The 26,101-nt window shown below is 66.9% G+C and carries 26 protein-coding genes; 12 read left to right on the forward strand and 14 right to left on the reverse strand.

Going from position 1 to position 26,101, the window contains the following annotated elements:
- Positions 1-14: 14 nt before the first annotated feature.
- The 13 genes from OHB26_RS32240 to OHB26_RS32300 all read right to left on the reverse strand — a co-directional run bounded on the left by OHB26_RS32240 (position 15) and on the right by OHB26_RS32300 (position 11,711).
- On the reverse strand, positions 15-242 hold the full coding sequence (locus OHB26_RS32240) for a biotin/lipoyl-containing protein (protein ID WP_330181026.1): 228 nt from the start codon (positions 240-242) through the stop codon (positions 15-17).
- 41 nt (positions 243-283) lie between these two features.
- Positions 284-469, reverse strand: a complete 186-nt coding sequence (locus OHB26_RS32245; protein ID WP_442942770.1) for a ferredoxin — start codon at positions 467-469, stop codon at positions 284-286.
- A 21-nt stretch (positions 470-490) separates the two neighbouring features.
- Positions 491-1,636, reverse strand: coding sequence for a thiolase family protein (locus OHB26_RS32250; protein WP_330181028.1), 1,146 nt, complete (start codon positions 1,634-1,636; stop codon positions 491-493).
- Positions 1,633-2,064 (reverse strand): Zn-ribbon domain-containing OB-fold protein, encoded by a 432-nt coding sequence (locus tag OHB26_RS32255; protein WP_330181029.1) that lies wholly within the window; start codon positions 2,062-2,064, stop codon positions 1,633-1,635. The genes OHB26_RS32250 and OHB26_RS32255 overlap by 4 nt, the downstream gene beginning before the upstream one ends.
- Complete coding sequence (locus OHB26_RS32260; protein WP_330181030.1) at positions 2,061-2,447, reverse strand: 2Fe-2S iron-sulfur cluster-binding protein; 387 nt, start codon at positions 2,445-2,447, stop codon at positions 2,061-2,063. The genes OHB26_RS32255 and OHB26_RS32260 overlap by 4 nt, the downstream gene beginning before the upstream one ends.
- Positions 2,440-3,675, reverse strand: coding sequence for an acyl-CoA dehydrogenase family protein (locus tag OHB26_RS32265; RefSeq protein WP_330181031.1), 1,236 nt, complete (start codon positions 3,673-3,675; stop codon positions 2,440-2,442). Before OHB26_RS32265 ends, OHB26_RS32260 begins: the two co-directional genes overlap by 8 nt.
- Positions 3,665-5,098, reverse strand: coding sequence for an acyl-CoA dehydrogenase family protein (locus OHB26_RS32270; protein ID WP_330181032.1), 1,434 nt, complete (start codon positions 5,096-5,098; stop codon positions 3,665-3,667). Before OHB26_RS32270 ends, OHB26_RS32265 begins: the two co-directional genes overlap by 11 nt.
- The gene (locus OHB26_RS32275) at positions 5,095-6,642 is read right to left on the reverse strand and encodes an AMP-binding protein (protein ID WP_330181033.1); all 1,548 of its coding nucleotides are present in this window, start codon (positions 6,640-6,642) and stop codon (positions 5,095-5,097) included. The genes OHB26_RS32270 and OHB26_RS32275 overlap by 4 nt, the downstream gene beginning before the upstream one ends.
- A 10-nt stretch (positions 6,643-6,652) precedes the next feature.
- Positions 6,653-7,687 (reverse strand): alpha-ketoacid dehydrogenase subunit beta, encoded by a 1,035-nt coding sequence (locus OHB26_RS32280; protein WP_330181034.1) that lies wholly within the window; start codon positions 7,685-7,687, stop codon positions 6,653-6,655.
- Positions 7,684-8,676 (reverse strand): thiamine pyrophosphate-dependent dehydrogenase E1 component subunit alpha, encoded by a 993-nt coding sequence (locus OHB26_RS32285; RefSeq protein WP_330181035.1) that lies wholly within the window; start codon positions 8,674-8,676, stop codon positions 7,684-7,686. Before OHB26_RS32285 ends, OHB26_RS32280 begins: the two co-directional genes overlap by 4 nt.
- 98 nt (positions 8,677-8,774) lie before the next feature.
- Positions 8,775-9,437: a TetR/AcrR family transcriptional regulator gene (locus tag OHB26_RS32290; protein WP_330181036.1), complete on the reverse strand. Its 663-nt coding sequence runs from the start codon at positions 9,435-9,437 to the stop codon at positions 8,775-8,777.
- Between the two features lie 68 nt (positions 9,438-9,505).
- Positions 9,506-10,903 carry an aromatic ring-hydroxylating oxygenase subunit alpha gene (locus tag OHB26_RS32295; protein WP_330181037.1) on the reverse strand — a complete coding sequence of 466 codons (1,398 nt, stop codon included), beginning with the start codon at positions 10,901-10,903 and terminating at the stop codon, positions 9,506-9,508.
- 43 nt (positions 10,904-10,946) lie between these two features.
- On the reverse strand, positions 10,947-11,711 hold the full coding sequence (locus tag OHB26_RS32300; protein WP_330181038.1) for an SDR family NAD(P)-dependent oxidoreductase: 765 nt from the start codon (positions 11,709-11,711) through the stop codon (positions 10,947-10,949).
- Between the two features lie 145 nt (positions 11,712-11,856).
- Here OHB26_RS32300 and OHB26_RS32305 point away from each other — a divergent pair, with 145 nt between their 5' ends.
- From OHB26_RS32305 to OHB26_RS32360, 12 genes are read left to right on the forward strand one after another with little or no spacing between them, the layout of a single operon-like run.
- Positions 11,857-13,125 carry a cytochrome P450 gene (locus OHB26_RS32305; RefSeq protein ID WP_330181039.1) on the forward strand — a complete coding sequence of 423 codons (1,269 nt, stop codon included), beginning with the start codon at positions 11,857-11,859 and terminating at the stop codon, positions 13,123-13,125.
- A 23-nt stretch (positions 13,126-13,148) separates the two neighbouring features.
- Positions 13,149-13,982 carry an MlaE family ABC transporter permease gene (locus OHB26_RS32310; RefSeq protein WP_330185846.1) on the forward strand — a complete coding sequence of 278 codons (834 nt, stop codon included), beginning with the start codon at positions 13,149-13,151 and terminating at the stop codon, positions 13,980-13,982.
- A 1-nt stretch (position 13,983) separates the two neighbouring features.
- Complete coding sequence (locus tag OHB26_RS32315; RefSeq protein ID WP_442942771.1) at positions 13,984-14,838, forward strand: ABC transporter permease; 855 nt, start codon at positions 13,984-13,986, stop codon at positions 14,836-14,838.
- A 3-nt stretch (positions 14,839-14,841) separates the two neighbouring features.
- Positions 14,842-16,110: an MlaD family protein gene (locus OHB26_RS32320; protein ID WP_330181040.1), complete on the forward strand. Its 1,269-nt coding sequence runs from the start codon at positions 14,842-14,844 to the stop codon at positions 16,108-16,110.
- Positions 16,107-17,150: an MlaD family protein gene (locus tag OHB26_RS32325; RefSeq protein ID WP_330181041.1), complete on the forward strand. Its 1,044-nt coding sequence runs from the start codon at positions 16,107-16,109 to the stop codon at positions 17,148-17,150. Before OHB26_RS32320 ends, OHB26_RS32325 begins: the two co-directional genes overlap by 4 nt.
- Positions 17,151-17,156: 6 nt before the next feature.
- Positions 17,157-18,203: an MCE family protein gene (locus tag OHB26_RS32330; protein ID WP_330181042.1), complete on the forward strand. Its 1,047-nt coding sequence runs from the start codon at positions 17,157-17,159 to the stop codon at positions 18,201-18,203.
- Positions 18,200-19,318 carry an MCE family protein gene (locus tag OHB26_RS32335; protein WP_330181043.1) on the forward strand — a complete coding sequence of 373 codons (1,119 nt, stop codon included), beginning with the start codon at positions 18,200-18,202 and terminating at the stop codon, positions 19,316-19,318. The genes OHB26_RS32330 and OHB26_RS32335 overlap by 4 nt, the downstream gene beginning before the upstream one ends.
- Positions 19,315-20,415, forward strand: coding sequence for an MlaD family protein (locus OHB26_RS32340; RefSeq protein ID WP_330181044.1), 1,101 nt, complete (start codon positions 19,315-19,317; stop codon positions 20,413-20,415). Before OHB26_RS32335 ends, OHB26_RS32340 begins: the two co-directional genes overlap by 4 nt.
- On the forward strand, positions 20,412-21,683 hold the full coding sequence (locus OHB26_RS32345; RefSeq protein ID WP_330181045.1) for an MlaD family protein: 1,272 nt from the start codon (positions 20,412-20,414) through the stop codon (positions 21,681-21,683). Before OHB26_RS32340 ends, OHB26_RS32345 begins: the two co-directional genes overlap by 4 nt.
- 18 nt (positions 21,684-21,701) lie before the next feature.
- Complete coding sequence (locus tag OHB26_RS32350; protein ID WP_330181046.1) at positions 21,702-22,283, forward strand: hypothetical protein; 582 nt, start codon at positions 21,702-21,704, stop codon at positions 22,281-22,283.
- 21 nt (positions 22,284-22,304) lie between these two features.
- Positions 22,305-23,027 carry a hypothetical protein gene (locus tag OHB26_RS32355; protein ID WP_330181047.1) on the forward strand — a complete coding sequence of 241 codons (723 nt, stop codon included), beginning with the start codon at positions 22,305-22,307 and terminating at the stop codon, positions 23,025-23,027.
- A complete protein-coding gene (locus OHB26_RS32360; RefSeq protein WP_330181048.1) occupies positions 23,024-24,454 on the forward strand; it encodes a carotenoid oxygenase family protein in 1,431 nt (476 codons plus the stop codon). The genes OHB26_RS32355 and OHB26_RS32360 overlap by 4 nt, the downstream gene beginning before the upstream one ends.
- Positions 24,455-24,499: 45 nt before the next feature.
- Here the strand turns inward: OHB26_RS32360 and OHB26_RS32365 are convergent, their stop codons facing one another.
- Complete coding sequence (locus tag OHB26_RS32365) at positions 24,500-26,035, reverse strand: aldehyde dehydrogenase family protein (RefSeq protein ID WP_330181049.1); 1,536 nt, start codon at positions 26,033-26,035, stop codon at positions 24,500-24,502.
- Positions 26,036-26,101: the final 66 nt, after the last annotated feature.

Below are 26,101 nucleotides of genomic sequence, written 5' to 3' on the forward strand. Positions count from 1 at the left end.
TGCGGCGCCGACGGCTATTCGAGCTCACCCAGTACCGCGCCGACCGGATAGTCGATGTCCGTCTCGGCCGCCCCATGGCGCAGCACCCCGCCGATCGGTGCGGGGATCTCGGTTTCGACCTTGTCGGTGGCCACGGCATAGAGGCCCTCCCCCTCGGTCACCGTGGTCCCATCGGGGACGAGCCACCCCAGGAAGGTCCCCACGGTCATGGAGACATCGAGCTTGGGCATTCGGATTTCCAATGAATACTCCTTGTTCACACTGGGTTTCGCCGTCGAACGGCTCAGGGTGCGAGGCGCAGCGCCCGGCTCGGGCAGGAGTCCACGGCGGTCCGCGCCGCGTCGGCGACCTCCGCCGGTACGTCGGAGTTCGGGATTCGCACGGTGCCGTCGTGGCCGACCTCGAACAGGGTCGGCGCTATCGACTCGCACAGTCCGTTACCCACGCAGAGTTCGCGATCAACAGTCACTTTCACGACGGGCCTCTCGAATCATCGGGTCAGCACGGTGCAGCCACTCAGCCCGGGCGCGCCGTAGACGTGGGAGAACGCCACTCGCGGCGGCCCCGGGACCTGACGGTCACCGGCCGCGCCCCGCAATTGCAGGACGTTCTCGTGGATCTGACGCAGTCCCGACGCGCCGATCGGTTCCCCGTTGGCGAGGCAGCCGCCGTCGGTGTTGATCGGCAGCGCCCCCACGATTTCGGTTGCGCCGCTGTCGATCAGCTCCCTCTGCGCACCGTGCGCGCAGAGCCCGGTCTCGGCCATGTGGATGAGTTCGGCGCCGGCGTCGGTGTCCTGTAGTTGGGCCAGATCCACGTCGCCGGGAGCGATGCCCGCGAGTGCGAAGACCGCGCGCGCCGCGTCGACCGTCGGGCTCTGGCCGCGATGGATGGACAGGGAGGGGCTCAGCACCTCGAACGATCCGGGTCTACGGGTGCGCACCGTGGTGCCGGCGATATACACCGGATCGGAACGGTAGTGCCGCGCCCGGTCCGCATCGCACAGCACCAGCGCACAGGCCCCGTCGCCGGGCGAGCACAGCATGTACTGCCGCAGCGGATCGCTCAGTAGCATGGAGGCGTCGATTTCGGCTTCGGTCAGCGCTTTTCGCCGCCAGGCGTTGGGATTGCGCGCCCCATTGCGAAATGCCTTCGCGGCCACGGCGGTCAGCAGGCGGGTGGGCAGGGCATGCTCGTACAGGTAGCGCTGGATCTTGAGGGCGAAGAACTGCGAGGTCAGCGCCATACCAGTACTGCCGTACCACTGTCCCAATCCCAGCTGTTCCGGCCGGATTGCGAAGGCCCCGCGCGGATGCGAGTCGAACCCTACCACCAGCGCCAGATCCGTTGTGCCAGAGGTGATCGCGTGCACCGCGGTCGCGAGCGAACTGCTGCCGGTGGCACAGCCGTTGAAGACATTCAGGAACGGCACCCCGGTAAGGCCGAGGTCCGAGACCAGGGTGTCGGCCGATCCGGAGGACATACTGCCGCCCACCGCATAGCCGATATCGCTCCAGTTCACCCCGGCATCGGCGAGTGCGAGGTGGATCGAGCGCACCGCCTCCCGGCGCACGGAGGTGTCCTGGTACCGGCCGAACGGCGTGCACCCGATACCGATGATCGCCGCCCCGCTCATCGCCCCGCTCCGTCGTCCACGGGCGTGAAAGCGAAGGTCGTCGCCTGCTCGCCGCAGTGCGCGGGCACATCGAAGGCGATGAGCCGCATCGGCATTCCGATCCACAACCGCCCGGCGCCGGATTCGGTGAGCAGGGTTTCGATGATCACCTCGCCCGGCAACTCCACATAGCCGACGCCGAATGGTTCGAATTCGCGGCCGCGCGGCACATACGGCGGACTGGGCGGCGGGAATCGCTGGACGGTCCAACTCCACAGCACCCCGCGATCGCCGAGGCGCGCGATAGTCGTATCCGTTGCGCCGCAACGGCGGCAGGACCGCTGGGCCGGGAAGTCGATTTCGGCGCAGGCGCCGCAGCGGGATCCGAGCAACCGGAGTCCGTCGGCGTCGATTTCCATCAGTGCCGGGTCGATCGGCCTGCCGGTCATATCCGGTCACCTCCTTCGGTGTGCGCGCGCGGAGCGTGATCTTCCGCGGCAGTGGGACGGTGGATGGGGCGGACGCCGCGCTTGTGCACCACCACATCGCCGTGCACCGCGGCCTGGCAGGCCAACCGGACCGGGCCGAGCCGCCGCCCGAGGGTCCCGGCGAGTTCCCGAATGGCCTGTGCCTCAGCGGGTTCGGGTACCGAGAGGCGTTCGTGATGTTCGAGGACCTCGACGAAGCACACCCGGCAGTCGCCCTTGCCGCCGCAGACGGTGGGCCAGCGCAATCCCGCCGCCATACCCGCCGCCATCATCGGTTGTCCCGGCAACGCGGGGAAACGGGCACCCGAGGGCCGGACCGTCACCATCGGGCATCGTTCAGCCATGGCGCAGCTCCCGCCACGGGCGGCCGCGATCGGGATCCGGTTCGCGGTCGAGGCCGAGGACGCGTTCGCCGATAATGTTGCGTTGGATCTCCGAGGTGCCCCCGGCAATGGTGAGCCGCCGACTGTCCAGCAGGGCGTGCGCGTGCGGGCTCATGGGCGCGGCGTCCTCGGCCGGTGCGACCGCGTCTTGGCCCCAGTAGGCCGCGCCCGGTCCCGCCAGCTCGAAACCGATTTCGGCGATGCGCTGCGCGAGTTCGGATTGCACCAGTTTGGTGATGGATCCCTTGGCATCGGGGCCCGATTGCCTGGCCTGCGCCCGCAATCGGAGATTGGTCAGTTCGAGTGCGCGCTCGGTGGTGTACAGGCCCGCGAGCCGGTCGCGGATCGATTCCTCGCGCCAGCGTTGCGAAGAGCGCGCGAGTTCCAGCACCGGTGCGAGCGCGACCCCGCTGACCTCCGAACCCCCGGAGAGACCGGATCGTTCGGCATTGAGCGTCGACAGGGCTACCCGCCACCCCTCGTGCACCGGTCCGAGGCGCGCGTCATCGGGAATGACGACGCCGTCGAGGAACACCTCGCAGAAGTGCGAGCCGCCGGTGAGCTGGCGCAGTGGGCGCGTGGTGACTCCCGGCGACCGCATATCCACCAGGAAGCAGGTGATACCGGCATTCTTCGGCCGGTCCGGATCGGTGCGGGCCAGCAGCAGGCCATAGCGTGAGCGGTCCGCGAACGAACTCCAGACCTTCTGGCCGTGGACAATCCACTGCCCGTCACCGGTTGGTTCGGCGCGGGTGGACAGTCCCGCCAGATCCGAGCCCGCACCCGGCTCGCTGAACAGCTGACACCACATATCCGCGCCGGACGCGATACCCGGCAGATACCGTGCCCGCTGTTCGTCGCTGCCCCAGTTCATGATGCCCGGACCCACGAGGGTGACCGGCACGAAATACTGTCCGGGCAGCTCCGCCCGATAGCGCGTGAGCACCGCCCGCACCACCGCGGTGTGGTCGTGATCCAGACCCGCGCCGCCGTACTCGCGCGGCCAGTACGGCACCGTCCAGCCGCGTGCGGCGAGCGCGCCGAACCACTCTCGAACGGCCGGATCGTCCGGCTCGGGTTGGTAGCCGTCATCCCCGGATTCGATGGCCGCCAACCACTTCGGTGGCAGCTGGGCTCGCACCCACCGTTCGGCTCGATCGTGGAAGCCCGCGAAGTCGCTATCGATCATGGCCGCCCTCCCGCGAATCCAGTAGCTCGGCCAACTGACGCCGGTATCGACCCGCCCCGCCGGTCAGGGCCGCCACCGTGTGCGCGCGACGCAGTGCGCGATGCGCCCAGTGCTCCCAGGTGATGGCGATTCCGCCGTGCAGTTGCACCGCCGCCTCGGCGGCGGTGACGGAGGTCTCGGCCGCCAGCGCGGCGGCCACGGCGAGATCGATCGCGGTAGCGGGCTCCTCGGGTGCGGTGGTGAGCGCCCAGGCGGCCCCGTACACCGCCGACCGGGTCAGCTCCACCTGCGAAACGAGGTCCGCCAGCCGATGTTTGACCGCCTGGAAAGAGCCGATCGTCCGCCCGAATTGCACACGACCCCGGGCATATCCGACGGTGCGGTCCAGCGCCCGCTGCGCCAGCCCGAGCGACTCGGCAGCCAGCACCAGTTCACCCCGTGTCCGCATGGCGGTCAGTGCGTGCTGCGCGAATTCACCGGTGAGCAGCAGTTCGGCCGCCACCGCGGCGCAGTCGGCCCTACCCACCGCTCGGGACAGATCGAGTCCGTCCAGCACCGACGCCGTGATTCCAGGTGCGCCGGTGGACAATACCGCCACGACCCGCTCGCCTGACGCCGGGTCGTGCGCGGGGCACACCAGCACCGCCGCCTCGCACGCGTCCCAGATCGGTTCCACCCGACCCGAAAGACGTTGGTCCGCACCGTATATCAGTGCGTCCCCCGCATGCATGGCCAACTGGGCCGTCGGGGTGGGCGTCAACACCGCGCGCGCGGGCCCCGGATACTCACCTCGCCAGGCCGCATCCGCCCCCGATTTCAACTTCGACGCCGCCTGGCCGTCCGTCACCGCGGGCTCCGTCAGCACGCCCGCCGCGACGGACGGCCTCACGGTGCCGTCCCGCAGCCGCGAAGCCAGTTCGTACAGCCTCGCGACTGGGACGGGCGGGGTGACGGCACGCTCCCGCGCGACGGAATCGGGGCTCGGGTACGCCGAGGTCCGCGTCCGGGCGGATCGCTCGGGTGCGGCGGGGCACCCCTCGTGCCCCGCCTCGAGCAACGCCGCGATCATGGCGGCGGAGAGCAGCGGGCCGCCGTACAGGGCCGCACCGGATTCCTCCGCGAGAATGGCGATATCTATTGCGGTGCCGGATGATTCGCGTGCGGGGCCGAGTGATTGGTCCGTGCCGAAGAGTAGTTCGCCGATGCCCGCATCGTGGACCACGCGCCGCCAGCCGGATGATCGAATACTCGCCGCACGGGAGCCCGGGGCGCTCCCGGTCGGACCGCCGGACCCGCTCCCGCAATAGCGCTCGTCCGCCTCGGCGACCACCCGGTCGAATAGGCGGCGCAGCATAGCGCGGAGTTCGCCGTGTTCGGCGGTGAACTCGAAGAGTGCTGGCGCGCCGGTCTCGATGCTGCTCACGGTGTTCCTTCCCGCAGGGAGGCGCCCTCCTGGTGCGTGGTCAGATAGCCGGCGCGCAACCGGCGCTTGTCGATCTTGCCCATACCGGTGCGCAGGTCGGTCTCGACGAACTCCACGCGGGCCGGACATTTGTAGTGCGCCAGTCGATTCCGGCAGTAGTCGACGAGTTCGGTTGCCTCGGCGGCCTTTTCGCTCGACACGACGAGAGCGAGCAATTGCTCGCCGAGGTCCGCGTGCGGTATTCCGATGACCGCGACGTCGGCCACGCCCGGGTGGGTGCGCAGCACCGCTTCGGATTCGGCCGGATAGATGTTGACACCCCCGCTGACCACCATGTCCGAGGCCCGGTCCGTCAGAAACAGATACCCGCCGGGGTCGAGGTAGCCGATCTCGCCGATCATGAAGACGCCCTCGGCGATATAGCTGTGCCGGGTCTTGTCCGGATCATTGTGATAGCTGGGCCGTGCGCCGATGGTGGAGCGCACGCACACCAGGCCCCGCTCCCCCGCCGGTAGCACCGTGCCATCCGCGGCGCGGACGGTCACCTCATAGCCCGGTAGCGCCCGGCCGACCGATCCCGGATGCGCCAGCCACTCCCGCGAGTCGATGAAGGTCACGGTCCCGACCTCGGTGGAGCCGTACGCTTCTCGCAGTACCGGTCCGAACCAGCCGATCATGGCCCGCTTGATATGCACCGGGCACGCGGCCCCGGTATGCACGATCGAGGTCACACTGCCGATGTCATAGCGGGCCCGGGTGGCGGCGGGCAGCGCGAGCAGACGTGCGAAATGGGTCGGCACCATCATGGTGCTCTCGATCCGATGCCGGTCGATGAGCCGCAGTACCTCCTCGGCGTCGAATTTGCGCAGGATCACCAGCGGGGTGCCCACGCACAGCCCGCGCACCCCGCCGATCGGGCCGGTGTGATGCATCGGCCCGACGATCAGATGCCGCCCGGCCGACCGAACCGGCGATTCCGCGATGCGCCGGACATGTTCGACCATCGAATCCCCGCCCGGGAACATCTGTTCCGGCAGCCGTACTCCCTTGGGCACCCCGGTGGTGCCGGAGGTGTAGTACAGCGGTGCCGCGGGCGCGATCAGCTCGGATACTTCGCTCTCGGGCTGGGACTCCAGGATCTTATCCAGTGCCTCGATCCCGTCGAGTTCGGCTGCGCCCCAGCCGATCACCCGCACCGAATCGGACGCCGCGCGCGCGATCGGCGCGGTACGCGCACTGCACAGCACCGTACGCACCGCGCCGTCCACGAGAATGTGCCGTACTTCCTCGGCCGTGAGCGCGAAGTTCACCGGGACGACGGAGGCGCCCGCGAAGGTGGCGGCCAGATGTGCCAGCGCGGTGTACGCACTGTTCTCCGCCATTACCGCCACCCGCCGCCCGTCGCCGATGCCCTCGGCCAGCAGCAGCCCGGCCAGCCGATCGACCATCGAATTCAGTTGCGGCCAGGTCCATTCGGTGTCACCGTCGGTAACCGCGATTTCGGACGGGCGCTGTCGCGCCACCGCCGCCAGACCGTATGCCACGGCCGACTCCTCAACCGGCCACGCGCGCACGCGAACGTGCCAGCGTGGCGCGCACCGCGGTCAGTACCGCGTCGAGGCTGGGCAGAAAGGCGTCCTCGAGATGTTTGGCGTACGGGATCGGCGTATCGGCCCCCGCCACCCGGGCCACCGGCGCGCCCAGTTCGTCGAAGAGGTGCTCGCTGATCATGGCGGCCAATTCGGCGCCGAAACCGTTGCGGCGCACGGCTTCATGAATGATCACCGCGTGCCGGGTGCGGGCGACGGATTCCAGCACCGCCCGCTCATCGAGGGGCACCAGCGACCGCAGATCGATGACCTCGGCCTCGATGTCCTCTTCCGCCAGCAGCTGAGCGGCAGCCAACGCATCGTGCACCTGCCGCCCGTAGGAGATGAGCGTGATATCGCGCCCGGGGCGCGCGGTCGCGGCCACGCCCAGCGGCACGATATGGCGCCCGACCGGAACCGGTTGTGGCGGCAGGAAATACAGCAGACTCTGCTCCACGATCACGCACGGATCGGGATCGAGTATGCAGGCGGTGAGCAGCCCCTTGGCATCGGCCGGATTGCTCGGCACCACCACCTTGAGCCCGGGAACGTGGGTGAGCCAGGCTTCCAGCATCTCCGAATGCTGTGCGCCGAACTGCATTCCGGCTCCGGCCGCACAGCGCACGGTGAGTGGCACGCCGGTCTGCCCGCCGGACATGTACCGCAGTTTGGCGGCGTGATTGGCGAGTTGGTCGAGGCACACAGCGAGGAAGTCCATCAGCATGATCTCGGCGACCGGTCGCATACCCGCCACCGCGGCGCCGATGGCCGCTCCCATGATCGCCTGCTCACTGATGGGTGTGGCTCGAACCCGATGCGCGCCATACTTGGTCGACAATCCCGCGGTCACCTTGAACACCCCGCCGCCGGGATCGGCGATATCCTCGCCCAGCAGGAATACCGACGGATCGCGGCCGAGCGCGTCATCGAGCGCGCTGCCCAGGGCCTGAAATCCCAGCATGGGCTGGGTCAGCAGCTCTTGTTCGGTTACGCCGCTCATGCCATCGCCTCCTGGTAGACATCGGTGAGCAGCTCGGAGAGGTCGGCCGCCGGACTCTCCAGCGCGAAGCGGTACGCGTCCTCGACGGCGGCCTTGACCTCGGCTTCGATCCGGTCGAGCTGCGCGGTGGTGGCAATCCCCTTGGCGGTCAGCCATTCCCGCAGCCGTGGCACCGGATCATCGGCCCGGGCGGCGGCCAGCTCACCGGGCTTCATGTACTCGTTCTGATCCGACATCTGATGCCCGTAGAACCGGAAGGTCATGGCCTCGATCAGGGTCGGCCCCGCCCCGGCCCGCGCGCGCTCGATGGCCGCCTTCGCGGCGCGATGCATTTCGATCGGGTCATTGCCGTTCACCCGCACACCGGGGAAGTCGTAGGCCGCGGCGCGATCGGCGATGCGGCCGACGCTGGTGCCGTCCGCGTAGGAGGTGTGCTCGGCGTAGCGATTGTTGTGGCAGCAGAACACCACCGGCAATTTCCACAGCCCGGCGAGATTGCACGCCTCGTGGAACGCGCCGATATTGCTTGCGCCATCGCCGAAGTTCACCACGGTCACCTGATCGGTGCCGCGCAGCTGTGCGGCCAGGGCGAGCCCCGCCGCGATCGGCAGGCCGCCGCCGACAATGCCGGTGGTGACCATCAGCCCGGAGTCGGGGTGGGTGATGTGCATCGGCCCGCCCTTGCCCTTGCACACTCCGGTGGCCTTACCGAAGAACTCGGCCCAGAGTTCGCGCAGCGGAACACCTTTGGCGAGTTGATCATGCAGCCCGCGATAGGTGGTCACCACATAGTCGTCGGGGCGCAGCAGCACGCCGACCGATGCCGAGACGATCTCCTGCCCCCGGGGCGAGTAGTACTGCGCGCTGACCTGTCCGGCCAGGACCAAGGCGCGAAACTTCTCATCGCACAGCTTGATTCGAGTGGCGACGGTGAATACCTCGAGGAGGGTTTCCGGGCCGATATCGGCCGGAACGGTGGTGTCGTCCACGGCAATCCTCACTATTAGTTAGTCCATCAATTAATTAGTAACATGCGTCACCATTGCCGTCAACGCATGCGAGGACGTGAAAGTGGCGGCACCGCAGGCTATCCGGTGCGACGTTTCGCGGTGCGCGCCCCGCCACTGTCGGCTGCATCGAGCAGCAGCTTTTCGAAGAGTGCGTCCAGGGTGTCCATGGCGATCGGATCACTGGCCGCCGCCGCGTGCGCGAATCCGTCGACCACGGCCAGGATCAACCGGGCGATCTGCACCGGATCCAATTCGGCGGGGATCTGTTCCGCCTGCTGCCCTCGCTCCACCGCCTCGGCCAGCCCCGTGATCATGGTGGTATTCACCGTCGCGAACGCCTCGGACAGCTCCTTGTGCCGGCGCGCGTCGATCGGCGCGGTGACGACGAAACCGGCCAGCTCGGGATGTTCGTGATTGAGCCGCATGGATACGCTCAGCAGCGCCCGCAGCAACTCCCGCACCGAGAGTGCGCCCGCGATGGCCACCGCGGAACGCTCCACGATCCGTCCGTACACCTCCGCACATACAGCCTCGAACAACCTGCTCTTGGTGCCGAAGTGGTAGAAGACCGAACCCGCTGTGACACCGGCGATCTCGGCGATCACACTATTGGTGGCGGGGCCGTAGCCGTATTGCGCGAAACACTTGATGGCCGCCTCGAGTACGCGCTGGCGCGTATCGACGCTATCGCTCCCGGCCGGGCGACCGGGACCGGACTTACCTGGTTTGCGCTCCGTCATGCCGGAATTATCGCGCGGTCCGCCGTTTTCGATCGCACCGGCACTCCACGGCATCGCCCCCGCCCGGGTCAGGAGTCGAGTTGCGCGTCGAGATCGCGGTGGAATTGCCGGATCCGAATCTCCTGATAGTTGGCCAGGGTCACCCCCGGTTTGGTCATGGCCTTGAGACCGCGCTGCACCCTGGGCAGATTCGACAGGTCCTGGTTGTAGACCGCCACCAGCGCACCCAATTCCGGTGCGGCGGTGTAATCCTGGTCCGCGCCCAGCCAGTGGATCGGCGCACCCTTGGGCTTGGGGGCGCCGGGGGGTAGCGGATACAGCATCATGATGTCGAAGACACAGCGATCGGGATCGTTCCCGTACGGCCGGAAGCGATAGGTCAGCGGCGCGCCCACCCCCGCCCACGGGGCGAAATTGGGGAACATGAAGTATTCGATGGCATCCACGATCTCGGAATCGCTGGTGCCGCTCAGATCCGCACCGGTGAGCTTGCCGAGCCGATCCCGTAGCGCCCCGGCGACCACGGTCCGCGCCGAACCGCCCTCGGGCACTTCGAAATTGCCGACGCCCTCGGGGTAGAAGTCACGGAACATCGCTTCCAGGACATCCTGCGGTTCGAGTTGCTCGCCGAGCAGGGGACTACTGGTGGCCTGCGGGGTGATCATGCGGTTGAAGCCGGGGCCGCCCTCGGTTCCCGGATAGATGTCGTACTGGGTGTTCGCATCGCCGAGATAGTCCAGCAGTTGCGGATGAGTGGCGATGACGTGATAGGACTCGATGAACGCCTCCAGCGCGACCTTCCAATTGCAGTCGATCACCTTGGCCACATGCACGCCCTTGAACCGCTCACCGAGGTTGTAGGGCGAGAGATGTTTGTCGAGATTGCCGAGAAACTCGAGCAGTGGCCGGGCCGCCGGATCGGGGTTGACGAAGACGTATCCCGCCCACACCCCGGTCGCGGCCTCGGGCAGCGCGAACTTCGCATCCTCGATATGGGGGAAGTCCCAGCGGCTCGGCACATCGGTGAGCGCACCGTTCAGGTTCCAGGTGAAACCGTGGAAGGGGCAACGCAATTGGGCGGCATGCCCGGTGTCGTCGCACAATCGCGTACCACGGTGCAGGCAGGCATTGTGATAGGCCCGAATCTCCCCGGCCTCGGTGCGCAGCACGATCAGTGACAGATCGGCGATGTCGTAGACGATGTAGTCGCCGGGTTCGGGGATGTCCTCCTCCCGGCAGGCCATCTGCCATACCTTCTTCCAGAGCTTGTCCACCTCGCGGCGGTGGAATTCCGGGCTCAGGTAGCGGTCCTTGCCGATGTCCTGCGACCCGAGGAATTCGTAGGACTCCTCCAGCAGCGGTGCGGGCACGGCGCGGGTATCGGTGGCGAGCAGGCTCTGGACGGAGGGTCCGCCCGAGCGCGCCTGCCCGGGGGCGGCGTCACGGGGGGTTTCGATATCGGTCATGAGGGTTCTCCGAGATCTGTGAATAGTGCTGCGCCGGAGGCGATTACGAATTCGCGGCAAGCTGGGCCAGAAAGCCCTGGACGGCAGTGGCGATGAAGGCCGAACCATTGACGGTCCAGCCGCCGTCGACGAAGAGCGTCTGCCCGGTGACGTAACCGGCCGCCGGTGCGGCGAAGAAGCTCACCACGGCGGCGATATCGTCGGGCCGGCCGAGTCGGCCCAGCGGCAGGGCGTCCCCGATCGCCTGCTGTACGCCCGGATGACCGAATTCGGCCGAGGTGCCCTCGGTGACGATCAAACCCGGGCCGACGGCATTGACACGAATGCCCAGCGGCGCGTACTCCGAGGCCATTTGCCTGGTCAGGGCGATGATTCCGGCTTTTGAGGCGGAGTAGGCCCCGCGCCCCTCGGCCCCGGTAATGGCGACCACCGAGGCCAGATTCACGATCGCGCCGCCCGCGCGGCCGAATTTCGGCACCAGCGCTCGAGTGACCAGCCAACTACCGAGCACATTGGTGCGCAGCACCTGTTCCATCTCGGCCAGGGTGGATTCGGCCAGGGTGTGCGAGCGCCAGATCCCGGCATTGTTCACCAGAATATCCAGGGCGCCGACACTTTCGGCCATGCTCGCCACCGCGGCCTCATCGGAGATATCGCAGCACACCGCGCGCCCGCCGACGGATTTCGCGGTCGCCGCGGCCGCCTCCCCATCGAGGTCGACGGCGACGACCTCGGCGCCGTCCGCCGCGAGCCGGTGCGCGATCGCGCGGCCGATGCCATTGCCGGCGCCTGTCACCAGAGCTTTCACGCGAATCCTCCGATCCCCCGGGCACTTTCACCCGCTTGCTTATGACCCGGATCACTATTATATTAGTCGACTAATTAGTCAAGTACGAGCCGATCGGCTCGGCCGCCACGAAATCTCGTGGACGACAACCTTTTTGGAGGCCGCCTTGACCGCGACCCCGGCCCACTCCGTCGACGCCTTCGACCCGCTGGACCCTCAGACCCTGCAATGCCCCCATCCCTGGCATAGAGCGCTACGCACATACGCCCCCGTGCATTTCGTCGCCGGGCGGGGCATGTGGTTCGTCACCTCGCGGGAATTGGTCGCCAAGGCCCTCGCGGATCACACCACCTTCTCCTCCGCTTTCGGCCTACCGCAGCTGCCGATCCCCGATCACATCAAAGCCGAGGTCGAGGCCATTCAGGCGCAGGGCTGGCCGCCGGTGCCGACCCTGCTCACCGCCGATCCACCCGAGCATCACTACTACCGGCGCATGCTGGCCAAGGCGTTCACGCCCCGCTTCATCGCCCAGCTCGAACCCGAGATCCGTTCGATCGCAAAGGAATTGGTGGCCGCGCTGCCCAATGGCGAGCCGGTCGAGGCGGTCGGCGCGTTCGCCGCACCGATGCCGCTGCGAGTGATCGCCAAGGTGCTCAATGTGCCCGATGATCGCATCGACGATTTCAAACGCTGGTCGGATCAGTTCACCGCGACGGTCGGCGGACAGCTCGACGACGCCGGCCTGTTGGAACAGGCGCGCAATATGGTGGAGTTCCAGCGTTACTTCGCCGCGCAGCTCGACGAGCGCCGCGCCGATCCGCGCGATGATCTGCTCAGCGGCCTGGTCACCGCGCACAGCATGGGCGACGCGGACGAACCACTCGGTACCGGCGCGATTCTCAATATCATTGTGCAGCTGCTCATCGCCGGGAATGAGACCTCCACCAAACTGCTCGGCGGCGTACTGCACGAGCTGGGCCGCACGCCCGAGCTCTGGAGCGAACTGCGCGAGCGCCCCGCCGAACGGGCCGCGGACATCATCGAAGAGGGACTGCGGTTCCTGAGTCCGGTGCAGTCGATGTTCCGTATCACCACCTCGGAGGCGAAACTCGGCGACTACACCATCCCCGCAGGGCAGTTGGTCGTCCTGGTCTTCGGTTCCGCCAATCGGGACGAGGAATCCTTCGACCACCCGGATGAATTCGATCCGGACCGCTCGAATGCCAAGGCGCACTTGGCTTTCGGATCCGGTATTCACGCCTGCCTGGGTGCGCCACTGGCCAGGCTGGAGTCCCGCATCGCGCTGGAGGAGCTCGCGGCCCGCTTCGAAACCCTGCGCCTGGGCCGGGACAATGACTTCGCCTACGAACCCAGCTTCATGCTGCGCGGATTCCAGCGTCTATCCGTGGTGTGCACGGAAGGCGATCGGCGGTGACGCCCGCCTACACCCCCTCCCCGATGCCGAGTACCGCCGCGGCAGAGGTCATTCGGTGGTCGCGCGGCTATGCCGATCGGCATCCACTCGCGGCCCTGCGCACCGTGGGCGGACAGGTGGTGCTCGGGCTGCGCGCCTTCCGATACCTGGGCGCCGATATCGTGCGGCGGCGCTTCCCGTTCGGCGAGTTCGTCGAGCAGGCCACCTTCATGGCACGGACCGCCGTGGTGCCGACCCTGTTCGTCACGGTGCCCATCAGTGTCACGCTCTCCATTCAATTCGGTTTGCTCGCGGGTCAATTGGGTGCCACCTCGATGGCGGGCGCGGCCAATGGGCTGGCCACCATCCGGCAGGGCGCGCCCCTGGTCGCGGCGATTCTGATGGCGGCGGCCGTGGGTTCGGCCATCAGCGCCGATCTCGGCTCGCGCACCATTCGCGAGGAGACCGATGCCATGGAGGTCATGGGCGTCTCGGTGATCCGGCGACTGGTGGTCCCCCGGCTGGCGGCCTCCATCGTGGTGGCGGTCGCCTTGACCGGATTCACCTGCTTCATCGGATTTCTCGCCGGATACGCCTTCACGGTGGTGCTGCAGGGCGGCACGCCGGGCAGTTACACGGCCACCTTCTCCTCTTTCGCCACCGTCGCTGATCTGGTGCTCACGCTGATCAAAGCGGTGGTGTTCGGGGTGATCGTGGCCATCGTCGCCTGTTACAAGGGTCTCGACACCCGGCACGGCGCGGCCGGAGTGGCGAATTCGGTGAATGCCGCTGTGGTGCAGTCGATTCTGCTGCTCATGGTGGTCAATGTGCTGTTCACCCAGATGTATTTGATCCTCTTTCCCAAGGCGAGCTTCTGAGATGGCGGCCACCTACTCCCCCGTCGCATTGCGCCCGATCACCGCGATCGCGCGCCCGGTGTCCTATCAGCTCTCGCGGGTGGGGCATATGGTGGCCTTCTTCTTCCGCGCCCTGGCCGGGGCTCCCTTGGCGCTGACCCGCTACCGGCGCGAATTCCTGCAATTGTTCTCCGATGTCACCTGGGGCAATGGTTCGGTCGTCGTCGGCGGCGGCACCGCGGGCGTGGTGCTCATCGTCGGCGCGGCGGGCGGGGCCGTGGTCGGGCTGGAGGGTTATAACGCGCTCAGCCTGCTCGGCCTCGGGCCCGCGACCGGACTCATTACCGCGCTCGCCGCGGTGCGCGAACTCGCGCCGTTGATGGCGGCACTGGCCTTCGGCATCCAGGCCGGGTGCCGGTTCACCGCACAACTGGGCGCGATGCGCATCGGCGAGGAGATCGACGCCCTGGAATCGGTTGCCATCAGGCCGATCCCGTACCTGGTGACCACGCGGGTATTGGCCTCCGCGCTGGCGGTGGTCCCGCTGTTCATCGCCTGCCTGGCACTGAATTTCCTGGTCTGCCAAGCGGTTGTCGGTTTCTCCAGCGGTCAGCCGTCCGGTAGCTACCTGCACTATTTCACGCTCATGTTGAGTGGGCGGGACATGATCTTCGCGGTGATCAAGGTGGCCATCTTCGTGGCCATCATGGCCACCGTCCAGTGCTACTACGGCTTCTATGCCACCGGTGGCCCGCGCGGTGTCGGCATTGCCGCCGGACGGGCCATGCGCGCCAGCATCACCCTCATGACGATTCTCAACATGCTGCTGACCATGGCGTTCTGGGGTATCGACGCCGGTGGCAGGCTCGGGGGCTGAACGGTGGGCAATACCTTCGAACTCGACGGCCGGGGTCCCTCCACCGCGGCGCTGCTGCTGACCGGCACCGCGTTCACCCTGGTGTGCGCGCTCTGCGCCTGGCTGCTGATCGCCAAATCCAATGGCAGCCTGGACGAACGGGTCCGGGTCACGGCCGAGCTCAGCTCGGTCGGTGACGGGCTGCCCAAGAAATCGGATGTGAAGTTCCGCGGGGTACTGGTCGGCATGGTGCGACTGGTCACCCCGGCGCGGGACGGCACACCGAATATCGTGCACATCGACCTGAAAGCCGAATACGCGCGGGACATTCCGAACACGGTGACCGCTCGCATCGTGCCCGCCAACGCCTTCGCGGTCTCCTCGGTGCAGCTGGTCGACAATGGCGACGCGCCCGCGCTGCGGGACGGTTCCCGGATCGCCGAGGATCGCACCCTGCCCACCCAGCTGTTCCAGGGCACCCTGGCCAAGGTGCATGAGCTGCTCGCCGCGGTGGCGCGGCCGGGCGCGGCACAGACCCTCGGGCTCATTCGGACGCTCTCCGACGCCACCGTGGGCCAGGGACCCGAGCTGACCGCCGCCGTCGACGGGCTCAATCGCGTGACGGCGGAGATGAATTCGCTCAGTGCGGGCGATACCGGTCCGAGCACGCTGCGGACCTGGGAGACCGCCATCGCCACGCTGCGCGGCAGCGCACCCGAACTCGTCGACGCGCTACACGATGCGGTCGCCCCGATGCGCACGGTCGCCGAACAGCAGGCCCAGCTGGTGCGGTTGCTGGCCGGGGCGCACACCACGCTCGGCACCGTGAACACCGCGATCGACAATCACATCGATCAGCTGGTCGACATCACCACCGACATCACCCCCGTCATCGGCGTGCTGGCCGACAATCACGCCAAGTATCCGGCGGTCATGGTGCGGCTCAATGACACGGTCGACAAATTCTTCGACGAGCTGTGGACGCGCAGCGGCAGCAAACTCGCCTTCACCTTCCGGCTGGTCGTCTCGCTGACCCCGCTGCGGCTGTATGTGCGCGCCGACTGTCCGGTGTACGGCGAACTACGCGGTCCCAGTTGCGATTCCGCGCCGGAGACGACCCCGATCCCGGAGACCACCGGCATCCCCGATATGCGTAACTATGTACCGCCACCGGGCACAGTCGCGCTGCCCGCGCTGCCGCCCGCCGCGAATCCGGCGGATCGAATACTGCTCGGCCCCCTCGGAATGCCCGCGCTGCCACCCAGTTTCGCGCCATCGGACGGTGGTCGATGATTACCGCCCACCGCCGCCGGGTGGTCTGGCTCGCCGCGTTCCTGACCGTCTGCCTCTCGCTCACCTGGATGATTCTGGTGACGCTGCGCCGCGATGTCCCCGGTCCCACCAACGGCTATTCGGCCGTCTTCACCGATGCTTCGGGCCTGAAGGCCGGTTCCGATGTGCGGGTGGCCGGGGTGCGGGTGGGCCGCGTCGATTCGGTCGATCTGGACGGCACGCGGGCGCGGGTGCGTTTCCGCATCCAACGCGACCAGCCGATCTACGGCAATACCAAAGCCGCCGTGGTGTACCAGAACCTGGTAGGACAGCGGTATCTCGGACTTTCCCCGGCCGACTACGGGCACCCCGAACGGCTACCCGCCGGGGCCGTCATTCCGATCGAGCACACCGAGCCCTCGTTCGATGTGACCGCGCTGCTCAATGGCTTCGAGCCGCTGTTCACCATGCTGGATCCCGGTAACCGCGGCAATATGTCCAATGCGCTGATCAAGTCCCTGCAGGGCGATACCACCGCGCTGGCCGTGCTGATCACCGAAACCTCGCGGCTGGCAGAGACTCTGGCCGGCCCCGATCAGATCCTGGGGCGGGTGATCACCAGCCTCGACGCTGTCACCCAGACCCTGGCCGGGCAGGGATCGGCACTCGAAACCACCCTCACCCAGGTACGCGCCGTCATCACCGGGCTCAATGACCGCCGCGACGAATTGATTTCGTCGATGGGATCGATCTCCACGGTGGTGGGCAGGCTCTCGGCGATCATGACCGGTGTCGGTCCGGATCTCCATGCCCTGCTGGGACGCCAGCCCGGATTCCTCTCCGCCATCGTGTCCAATCCCGACGGGATGGCCGCCCTCGGCGCGAATATTCCGGCGGTATTCAAGGGACTCGCGCGAGTCACCGGCGACAGCACGGCGATGAGCGCGCAGGCCTGCGATTTCAATATCACCCTCGCCGACTTCCTCAGCCCAGTCATCCCGGCCATCGTCGATGCGGCAACGCCCGGCGGCCACCGCGAATACTCGCCGATGTGCAGGTGAAATACTATGCGCCACAGATTCTTCCGCCCCGGACGTGCACTCGAGACCCGCAGTAGGGCGTGGATCGGCGCGATCTCGATCGCCGTCATCGCCGTGGTGGTCGCCACCACCACCGCCATTACCCAGCTGCATTGGGGCGAAATCACCTATTCGGCCGAATTCGGCCAGGCGGCGGGTATCCGCACGGGTGATCAGGTAACCGTGGCGGGGGTACCGGTGGGCACCGTGGACGGCACCGAACTGGCCGGTGACCGCGTACTCGTCACCATGAAGATCCATAAGGATGTCCCGGTCGGAGCGGACTCCACCGCAGCCATCAAGCTCACCACCGTACTCGGCGCGCGCGAACTGGTACTGAGACCGGCGGGCGCGGGCATACCGCCGCATCGGCGAATACCCCTGGCGCACACCACTGTTCCGTACGATCTGCAAAAGCTACTACAGGATTCCACCGGCACCTTCGAACAGGTCGATGCCGATCAGTTCGCGCGATCCATGCAGGCGCTCGCGGCGCAGCTGCGCGATACCCCGGCCGTGCTGCCCGACGCCCTCGCCAATGTCCAGAACCTTTCCAAGGTCATCGCCGACCGCCGGGGTGAGATCGGATCACTACTGCGCAATACCGCACAGCTGGCCACCATTCTCGGGAACCAGCAATCCGATATGGGCGTGCTCGTCACCCAGGGCGGCAGTCTGGTGCGCGAGATCGTTTCGCGGCGGGCCGCGGTCGTGCGCCTGCTCGATGCCGCCACCAACCTGGTGCACACCGCCGACGGCCTGCTGAAGGTGAATCACACCGATATCGACGGCATGCTCACCGATATCCGCCAGCTCACCGCCCTACTCGGCGACCATGATGCGTTGCTGCGCAATATGTTCCAGGTCATGCCGGTGGCCCTGCGCAATATCGCCAATGCCACCGGGTCCGGTCCCTTCCTGGATTTCCTGCTGCCCGGCGGCCTGATGATGGATTCCTGGATGTGCGCCATCGCCGCGCAGGCCGGTATCCACGACATCCCGGCGGCCCTCCAGTCGTTCAAGGATTGCCAGTGAAGAAACTCCGCCCGCGCACCGCGCTGCGCGCCATCCTCGTACTGGCCGTGTTGATCACCGCCGCGACCCTCGGCACGCACCTGCTGTTCTCCGGAACCGACCGGACCCTGCGGATTACCGCGCAGTTCGATAATGCGATCGGCCTCTACCGCGGCAATACCGTTGCGGTACTGGGCATGCCGGTCGGCAAGGTCGAGCAGATCACCGCGCGCGGCGGTTATGTGGAGGCCGTACTCACGGTGGACGCCACGGTGCGGATCCCGGCGAATGTGCAGGCGGTCACCGTGGGCACCTCGATTCTCACCGACCGGCACGTCGAACTCACCCCCGCCTATACCGGTGGGCCGACCCTCGACTCCGGCGCGGTGCTCGGACTCGATCGCACCCGCACCCCGATCGAATTCGATCGCGTTATCGCCATGGTCGACAAGCTCGGTGGCTCGCTGCGCGGCAACGGCACCGGAGACGGGCCGATGGCCGATATCCTCGACGCCACCTCCGAGGTCGCGCACACCAGTGGGCCGCAATTGAAGTCGGCGCTCGCGGCACTCTCCGATGCCATGCGCACCGGTTCCGGCAATGGCGAGGCCACCCGGCAGGACATCAGCACAATCGTCACCAACCTCTCCGCCCTGGTCGACGCCGCGAATCGAAATCAGCAGGCCATCAACGGATTCGGCGCCGATATCGGGCAGCTGGCGCAACTGCTGGAATCCGAACAACTGGGGCGGGGCGATACCGGCGGGCGGCTCGATTCGGTACTCGAACAGTTGAACACCCTGCTGGCCGACCAGGGTGGCAATCTCGCCGCCACCGTCGCGAGCAGCACCTCCTTCACCCGGGCGCTGGTCGACTACCGGAGGGAGCTGGCCGAGGTATTCGATCTCGCACCGCTGGCCGTGGACAATGTGTACGACGCCATTGATCAGAAGAATGGAAACCTCCGCGTCGGAGCGCATTTCGACAATGTGTTCTTCGACAGCTCGATGACCAAACAGGTCTGCAATATTCTCGGTCTGCGCCAACTCGGCTGCAATACCGGCAATCTCAGCGATATGGGCCCGGACTTCGGCCTCACCTCCGTGCTCGAGGCCATGACCAGGATGGGCAAATGAGCCGCCGGCGCCGGATTCCGGTACTGCTGTGCGCGATAGCGCTGCCACTGGCAGGCTGCTCGGCCACGTTGGAGGACCTGCCGCTGCCCGCGCCGGGCGTGAGCGGGCCCAGCTATCACCTGAACGCGGTCTTCTCCAATGCGCTGAACCTGCCCAACCGCGCGAAGGTGCGGGTCGGCGGTGCGGATGTGGGCGAGGTCGAGTCCATGACCGCGCGCGACTACACCGCCGTGGTGTCCATGCGGATAATCGACAGCGTCGCACTGCCGAGGGGCACCACCGCCGAATTACGGTCCGCCACACCGCTGGGCGATGTCTTCATCGCACTTCGGCCCCCGGCCGGGGGCGGCGCGACCGACGCGCGCCTGCGTGACGGCGACACCATCGCGTTGCCGGACACCCTGCCTGGCGCGACGGTCGAAGAGGTGCTCGCCTCCACCGCGCTGCTCGTCAACGGCGGTGTCTTCCACAATCTCACCCAGGTGTTGAACGGTATGGGCACCGCCATGGGCGATGACGGGAATCGGCTCACCAGACTGATCCGGCAATCCCGGGAGCTGCTGGGCACGCTCTCCGACCGATCCGGGGAGCTGCACCGGGTGCTCACCGAAACTGCTTCGCTGGCAGATGATTTGAATGCCCGCCGGAACTCGATGAACGAGATCCTGACCGCCACCGCGCCGGCGCTGGCAGTGATCGCGGACAACACCGCGCAGATCACCGGTCTCGCCGATCAGGTCGCCGCGCTCACCGCGCAGCTCGGCAAATTCCCGTCGATACAGGGCACCGATACCCGCAGCCTGATCAAGGACCTCAACGACCTCGCCGCCGCGTTCAACGAGTCCGCGACCGACCCGCACGTCACCATGGCGAATCTGCAACGCATCCTGCCGCCGACCCTGAAGTTCTTCAGCTCCAATGCCGCGCACGCCGATGTGGAGTTGCGCCAGGTGGTACTCGGGCCGGTGGACGATCCAGGCCACTACGCCGATCCGGCGTTCGCGCTCCCCGATCAAGCGGATTGGGCGAACTTCGTGGGTTCACTGGCCTTCGTCCTCACCCAATTGGGTGAGCGGGTGCGGGGGCCGGGCAGATGAATCCGCTCGAATGGCCCGCGCGGGTGCTGGTTCGCGCTGCGCGCCTGGGTATTTCACACAAATTGCTGGTGTCCACGCTGGCCCAGGTCATCCTGGTGGCGGTCGGTGCGGCTTACCTGATCTTCGGGGCGCTGCGCTCGGACCCATTCGCGGCGCAGCTGCGAATTCGGGTGGAGCTCGCCGAATCCGGTGGGCTGCTGGCCAATCAGGATGTGACGCTGCGCGGAGTCTCCATCGGACGGGTGCAGTCGGTGCGGTTGCGCGAGCACGGCGCGGAGGCCGTCGTCCTGATCGACGCCCGCGCTCGCATCCCCCGGGACACCCTGGTCCGTGTCTCCGCGCTGTCACCCGCGGGCGAACAGTATCTCGACTTCCAGCCCACCGGCAGTGACGGCGCGTTGCTCACCGACGGCAGCGTGATCGACCAGAGCCGCACCACCACCCCCATTCCGCTGTGGCAGGTACTCGGCAACGCCGATGGTGTACTGGCGCAGGCGAATCCGGATCAGCTCAAAAGTATCGTCGATGAGCTCGGCGTCAGTGCGCAGGGGCCGGAGAAGCTGCGCGAGCTGCTCTCCGGCATGCAGCTCATGTTCTCCACCCTGGACGGGGTGCTACCGCAGACCACTGCGCTACTGCGGGCGAGTCGGCCGGTCTTCCAACTCGTGACCGATAAGGCCGACGGATTGCGTACCGCCACCGGTGCACTCGCGGACACCCTCGCGGGGGTCGGCGCCAAGGATCAGGGCCTGCGCACGCTCATCGAGACCACCCCGGGGGTGCTGGCGAATATGGACAGGATCATCGCCGACAACTCCCCCACCATGGTGCAACTGCTCGGGAATCTGACCACCGTCGCCCAACTGTCCTATATCCGGGTTCCGGCGCTGGCGCAGCTGTTCCGCGACGATCGCGGATCGCTGCTGGAAGCGGTGCAGTCGATCATGCACGACGGTGGGGTGTGGGCGGTGGCGAGCCTGTACTTCCGGCATTTCTGCGATTATCCGCACCCCCGGGATGTGCCGTTCGATCCCAGTTATCCCGAGCCGTTCGTCAATACCTACTGCACCAGTGATGATCCCGCACTGCTGGTCCGGGGTGCGCGCAACGCACCGCGACCTCCGGGTGACGACACCGCCGGTCCCCCACCGGGCTGGGATCCCAACCAGCGCACCGATCCGACACCCCCGGGACCGCACACCATTCCACTGCCTTACGGCGGCCCGGCCATGCCACCGGATTCCGAACCGCGGCGGCACGGCAACTAGACCCATCAGGAGGGGACGATGACAGAACAGCAGGTCCAGGAGCGCGAAGAGACCGACACAACCGATGAGCCCGCCGAACCCGAACTCGGCGCACGCATCACCCGAACCCGAGCGGCACTGAACCGGGCACGCCGTGTCCTGCCCTATCTGAGCGCGGTTCTGATCGTCGCGCTGGCGGTGTGCGCCGGCGTGCTGGGCTGGAAATACCAGCACACCCGCGATATCGATGCGGCGGGTCAGGCCGCGCTCCGCGCCGCCACGGACTACGCGGTCACCCTCACCTCGGTGGACACCGGCAACCTGGATGCCAATTTCAAGGCGGTGCTGGACGGTTCCACCGGCGAATTCCGCGATACCTACACCAAATCCAGTGCCGGTCTGCGCCAACTGCTCATCGACCACAAGGCCACCGGTCACGGTGTCGTACTCCGGAGCGCCGTCAAATCCGCGTCCGCCGATGAGGTGGTGGTGCTGCTGTTCGTGGATCAGACCGTCTCCAATACCGAGATGCCCGATGCCCGGATCGATCACAGCCGCATCGTCATGACCATGCAGAAGATCGACGGCCGCTGGCTGGCCGCGAAGGTCGAGATCCCGTGACGTCGGTCACGGGGAGAGAAGGTGACAATGACTACCCTGCAACGGAATTCACGCCCACGCGCCGGTGCGCTCGGAGCCCTGCGTGACGATCTGATCATGCGGTCCATGCTCGGCAAGGTCGGCGATATTCCCGAGGAAGTGCTCCTGCCGGTGCTGCGCATGGTCAGCGACGATCGATCCGGCGTCGATGCGGGCTGGTCGGCACTGACCGTGCATCGTGCCCGCGGCGCGGCTCTGGAATCACCGCGTCGCTCCTGGCAACGCCGATACGGGCAGTTCATCAGCGAACTGGAGTGGACCGCGAGCGAATTGGCCCGTCATCTGCCCGAAGCGGATGTGACCGAACTCGTCTCCGGCGCGGTCGCGTCGCGGCTGCGCCGGTGGCTGCGAATGGTGTTACCCGCCTTCGGCACCGTCGGCTTCGTGCCGACGCGGTTCTATCCGGAGGTCATGGATGCCGGGGTCTCATTCGCCACCTTCCTGGTCGGTCCCGTCCATCGCACCGGAGTCGAGGCCGATGGAACGCTGGTGTACGAGATCCCCGAATGCGCCATGCACACCGCCACCGGAACAGGTACCGCCCAGCGGAATTCGTGTCTCATGGGCTGTAAGGCCGCCTGCGAGAGCGTATTCGACGCGAACTCCCCCATACCCCTCGAATTCGAACCCCATCTGCCGGGACTGTCCTGCACGCTGCGCGTGCGTCCGGCAGGTTCACCCAACGATTCCCAGGAGGGGCCGTGAATAGCCCTGTCATCGCGGACGACTACCGCGACTATCTGCCGCTGTACGACGAATACGACTACGACATAACTGAATTCGAGGGCGCGCCGCCCGAGGAGTTGCAGGGCACGCTGTATCGCAACGGTCCCGGAAAACTCGATGCCGGGGGCCAGCAGCTCGGCCATCTCTTCGACGGCGACGGCATGATCTCGAAATTCGCGATCGCCGACGGAAAGGTCCACTTCCGCAACCGATTCGTCCGCACCAAGCACTACCACAAATCACTGACCTCGACCGGAGGCGCACCCTATCGCGCGCTGGGCACCCTGCGACCCGGCGGAATTCTCACCAACGCAATGCAATTCCCGGCCAATGTCGCCAATACCGGTGTGGTCATGCATGCCGGGAAGCTACTGGCACTGTGGGAGGGCGGACCGCCCACCGAAATCGATCCGGACACCCTCGGAACTCTCGGCGTGCACCGCTTCGACGGTGCGCTCAAATGGCTCGGCGCGTTCTCCGCACATCCCAAGTGGGACACCGTGACCGGCGACATGTACAACTTCGGGTTGGCCATGGTCCCGAATCCCGGCCTGGTCTGCTATCGCGTGAACCGCGCCGGAGTACTGACCAAAGTGGGGCGGGTACCGCTGCCGCGCCCCATGTTCAATCACGATTTCGGACTCACCCCCAAACATATGGTCTTCGTGACCGCGCCCCTGGTCTTCCCGATCGGCAAGATGATGGCCGCGGGCCTGGGCATGCGCAACTACATCGAAGCCATCGACTACGAGGCCGCGCGCGGCACCATGATCTCGCTACTCCCCCGCTACGGCGGCAGGCCCCGCATCCTGCACACCGATCCGCTCATGCACCTGCATCTGGCGAATACCTACGAGGACGGGTCCGATACCGTCGTCGAATTGGTCAACTATCACGCCTCCTGGGAACAGCTCAACGGCCAACTCTCGGGCGCACAGGACGGACTCGCCGAGGCGGGCATGCCGTACGGCGGGACACTGCTGCGATTGCGAATCACCAAGACCGACCGGGTGATACACGAACATCTGTCGGACCTACAGGGCGATTTCCCCACCTTCAATCTCGGCTACACCAGTCGGCGGAACCGCTACACCTATTTGGCGGTGGGTGCGGACGGACACCATTACCCCAACGCGATCGCCAAGGTGGACAACATCTCCGGGGCACAGCGGTTGCATCGGCTGCCCGTCTACCACTTCGCGCACGAGGCCATCTTCACCCCGCGTCCGGGCGCGAGCGCCGAGGATGACGGTTGGCTACTGGTCGCCACCCAGGATCGGCCGAATTCACTGGCGCATTTGCGAATTCTCGATGCCGCGAATATCGAGGCCGATCCGGTCTACGTGGGGACCCTACGCCATCATCTGCCGCTGACCTTCCACGGCAATTTCACGCCCCGCGCCTGAGTGCCCGAGGGGCGATGCCGTTCGCGGCATCGCCCCTCGATCGGCTCAGGATCGGTTGCGGCGCAAGCGCTCCGGCAGTTTGCGTACGCCGCGCGCGTCGACCGCCCGCATCAGACCCGTCACCAGCGCCGACCGCCACCGCGATGCCGGATACCACAGTGGTTCACGCCGCAGTTCCTGACGCGGCACCGTAATCGCCTGCTGGCGACAGTATTTCCGGATTCCGGCGGCGCCGCCCCAGCGCGCGCCGATACCGGAATCCTTCCAACCACCCATCGGCAGCGCGAAATTCACCAGATTCGCGAACGCGTCATTGATATTGACCGCGCCCACCTCGAGTCGGCGCGCGATACGCTCCCCACGCGCGCGGTCCCCAGTCCACACGGTCGCGGACAATCCGTACACCGAATCATTGGCCAGCCGGACCGCCTCATCCTCATCGGCCACCCGCACCACCGGAAGGATCGGCCCGAACGTCTCCTCGGTCATACAGGCCATGGAGTGATCCACATCCACCAGTACGGTGGGCTCGAAGAACAACCCGGACCCGATCGCCTTGCCACCGGTCAGGATTCGGGCACCCGCCGCCACCGCCTCCTCGACGTGACGCCGCACGATATCGCGCTGCGCGGCGGTCGCCATCGCGCCGATGTCGTACCGGAAACCGCGATCGTCTCCGCCCAGACGCAGCGCCTCGACCTGTGCGGTCAGCGCGGCCACGAAACGGTCGTACACCGGCGCCTCGACATACACCCGCTCCACCGAGATACACACCTGGCCCGCGTTGAACAGCCCGCCGTAGACGATGCCCGCGGCCGCCCGGTCCACATCCGCGTCGGCCAGCACAATGGCCGGGTCCTTACCGCCCAGTTCGAGGCTGTACGGGGTCAGGGACTGCCCGCACGCGGTAGCGATGGCGCGCCCCGTCCCGGTCGACCCCGTGAACTGTACGTAGTCAACGGCATCCACCACCGCGCGACCGGTCGCACCGGCCCCGGTCAGCACCGCGAACACCGGCGGCGCACCGATCTCGGCCCACCCGCGTGCCAACTCGACCGCGCTCAGCGGGGTGACCTCCGACGGTTTCAGCAGCACGGCCGCGCCCGCCATCAACGCGGCGAAAGCGTCGAAGCACGGATTCATCAGCGGCAGATTCCACGGGGTGATGATTCCGACCACCGGATACGGTCGAAATGTGGTGACCAGGCGCTTCGTCCGGCCGATCGGACTGTGCGGAGCCGGACGCTCATCGGCGAGAAACCTCGCGGCGTGACCGGCCCAGTATTTGGCCAGATCGATCGCGCAGGGCACCTCGATCGCGGCATCGAACCGCGTCTTTCCGGTCTCGGACTGCACCACATCGGTGAGCCGGGCGGTATGGTCGACCAGCCAATCCTGGAGTCGCAGCAGCCATTCCGCGCGCCCGCGCGCCCCGAGCGCCGCCCAGGCGGGTTGGGCCGCGCGCAGACCGCGCACCGCTTCGGCGACCTCTTCGACCGCATGATCGCGCACCCGCCCCACCATCCGCCCGTCAGCCGGATTACGGATTTCGATCTCGGCCGTTTCCTGCATCGTCTTCATGGCGTGACGCTCCTGAGTTTCGCGCTGTGGAAGGGCCCCGCGTACGCGCGGGCCGTCGCACCGGGA

This window comes from Nocardia sp. NBC_01503, assembly GCF_036327755.1.
Taxonomy (GTDB): Bacteria; Actinomycetota; Actinomycetes; order Mycobacteriales; family Mycobacteriaceae; genus Nocardia.

Excerpts from the sequence above, each read along its gene's own strand:
- OHB26_RS32310 (WP_330185846.1), top strand. The coding sequence starts at position 13,149 with ATGCCGAGTACCGCCGCGGCAGAGGTCATTCGGTGGTCGCGCGGCTAT.
- OHB26_RS32250 (WP_330181028.1), bottom strand. The coding sequence starts at position 1,636 with ATGAGCGGGGCGGCGATCATCGGTATCGGGTGCACGCCGTTCGGCCGG.
- OHB26_RS32290 (WP_330181036.1), bottom strand. The coding sequence starts at position 9,437 with ATGACGGAGCGCAAACCAGGTAAGTCCGGTCCCGGTCGCCCGGCCGGG.
- OHB26_RS32345 (WP_330181045.1), top strand. The coding sequence starts at position 20,412 with ATGAATCCGCTCGAATGGCCCGCGCGGGTGCTGGTTCGCGCTGCGCGC.
- OHB26_RS32315 (WP_442942771.1), top strand. The coding sequence starts at position 13,984 with ATGGCGGCCACCTACTCCCCCGTCGCATTGCGCCCGATCACCGCGATC.
- OHB26_RS32280 (WP_330181034.1), bottom strand. The coding sequence starts at position 7,687 with ATGAGCGGCGTAACCGAACAAGAGCTGCTGACCCAGCCCATGCTGGGA.
- OHB26_RS32365 (WP_330181049.1), bottom strand. The coding sequence starts at position 26,035 with ATGAAGACGATGCAGGAAACGGCCGAGATCGAAATCCGTAATCCGGCT.
- OHB26_RS32340 (WP_330181044.1), top strand. The coding sequence starts at position 19,315 with ATGAGCCGCCGGCGCCGGATTCCGGTACTGCTGTGCGCGATAGCGCTG.
- OHB26_RS32325 (WP_330181041.1), top strand. The coding sequence starts at position 16,107 with ATGATTACCGCCCACCGCCGCCGGGTGGTCTGGCTCGCCGCGTTCCTG.
- OHB26_RS32350 (WP_330181046.1), top strand. The coding sequence starts at position 21,702 with ATGACAGAACAGCAGGTCCAGGAGCGCGAAGAGACCGACACAACCGAT.
- OHB26_RS32265 (WP_330181031.1), bottom strand. The coding sequence starts at position 3,675 with ATGATCGATAGCGACTTCGCGGGCTTCCACGATCGAGCCGAACGGTGG.
- OHB26_RS32295 (WP_330181037.1), bottom strand. The coding sequence starts at position 10,903 with ATGACCGATATCGAAACCCCCCGTGACGCCGCCCCCGGGCAGGCGCGC.
- OHB26_RS32330 (WP_330181042.1), top strand. The coding sequence starts at position 17,157 with ATGCGCCACAGATTCTTCCGCCCCGGACGTGCACTCGAGACCCGCAGT.
- OHB26_RS32255 (WP_330181029.1), bottom strand. The coding sequence starts at position 2,064 with ATGACCGGCAGGCCGATCGACCCGGCACTGATGGAAATCGACGCCGAC.
- OHB26_RS32260 (WP_330181030.1), bottom strand. The coding sequence starts at position 2,447 with ATGGCTGAACGATGCCCGATGGTGACGGTCCGGCCCTCGGGTGCCCGT.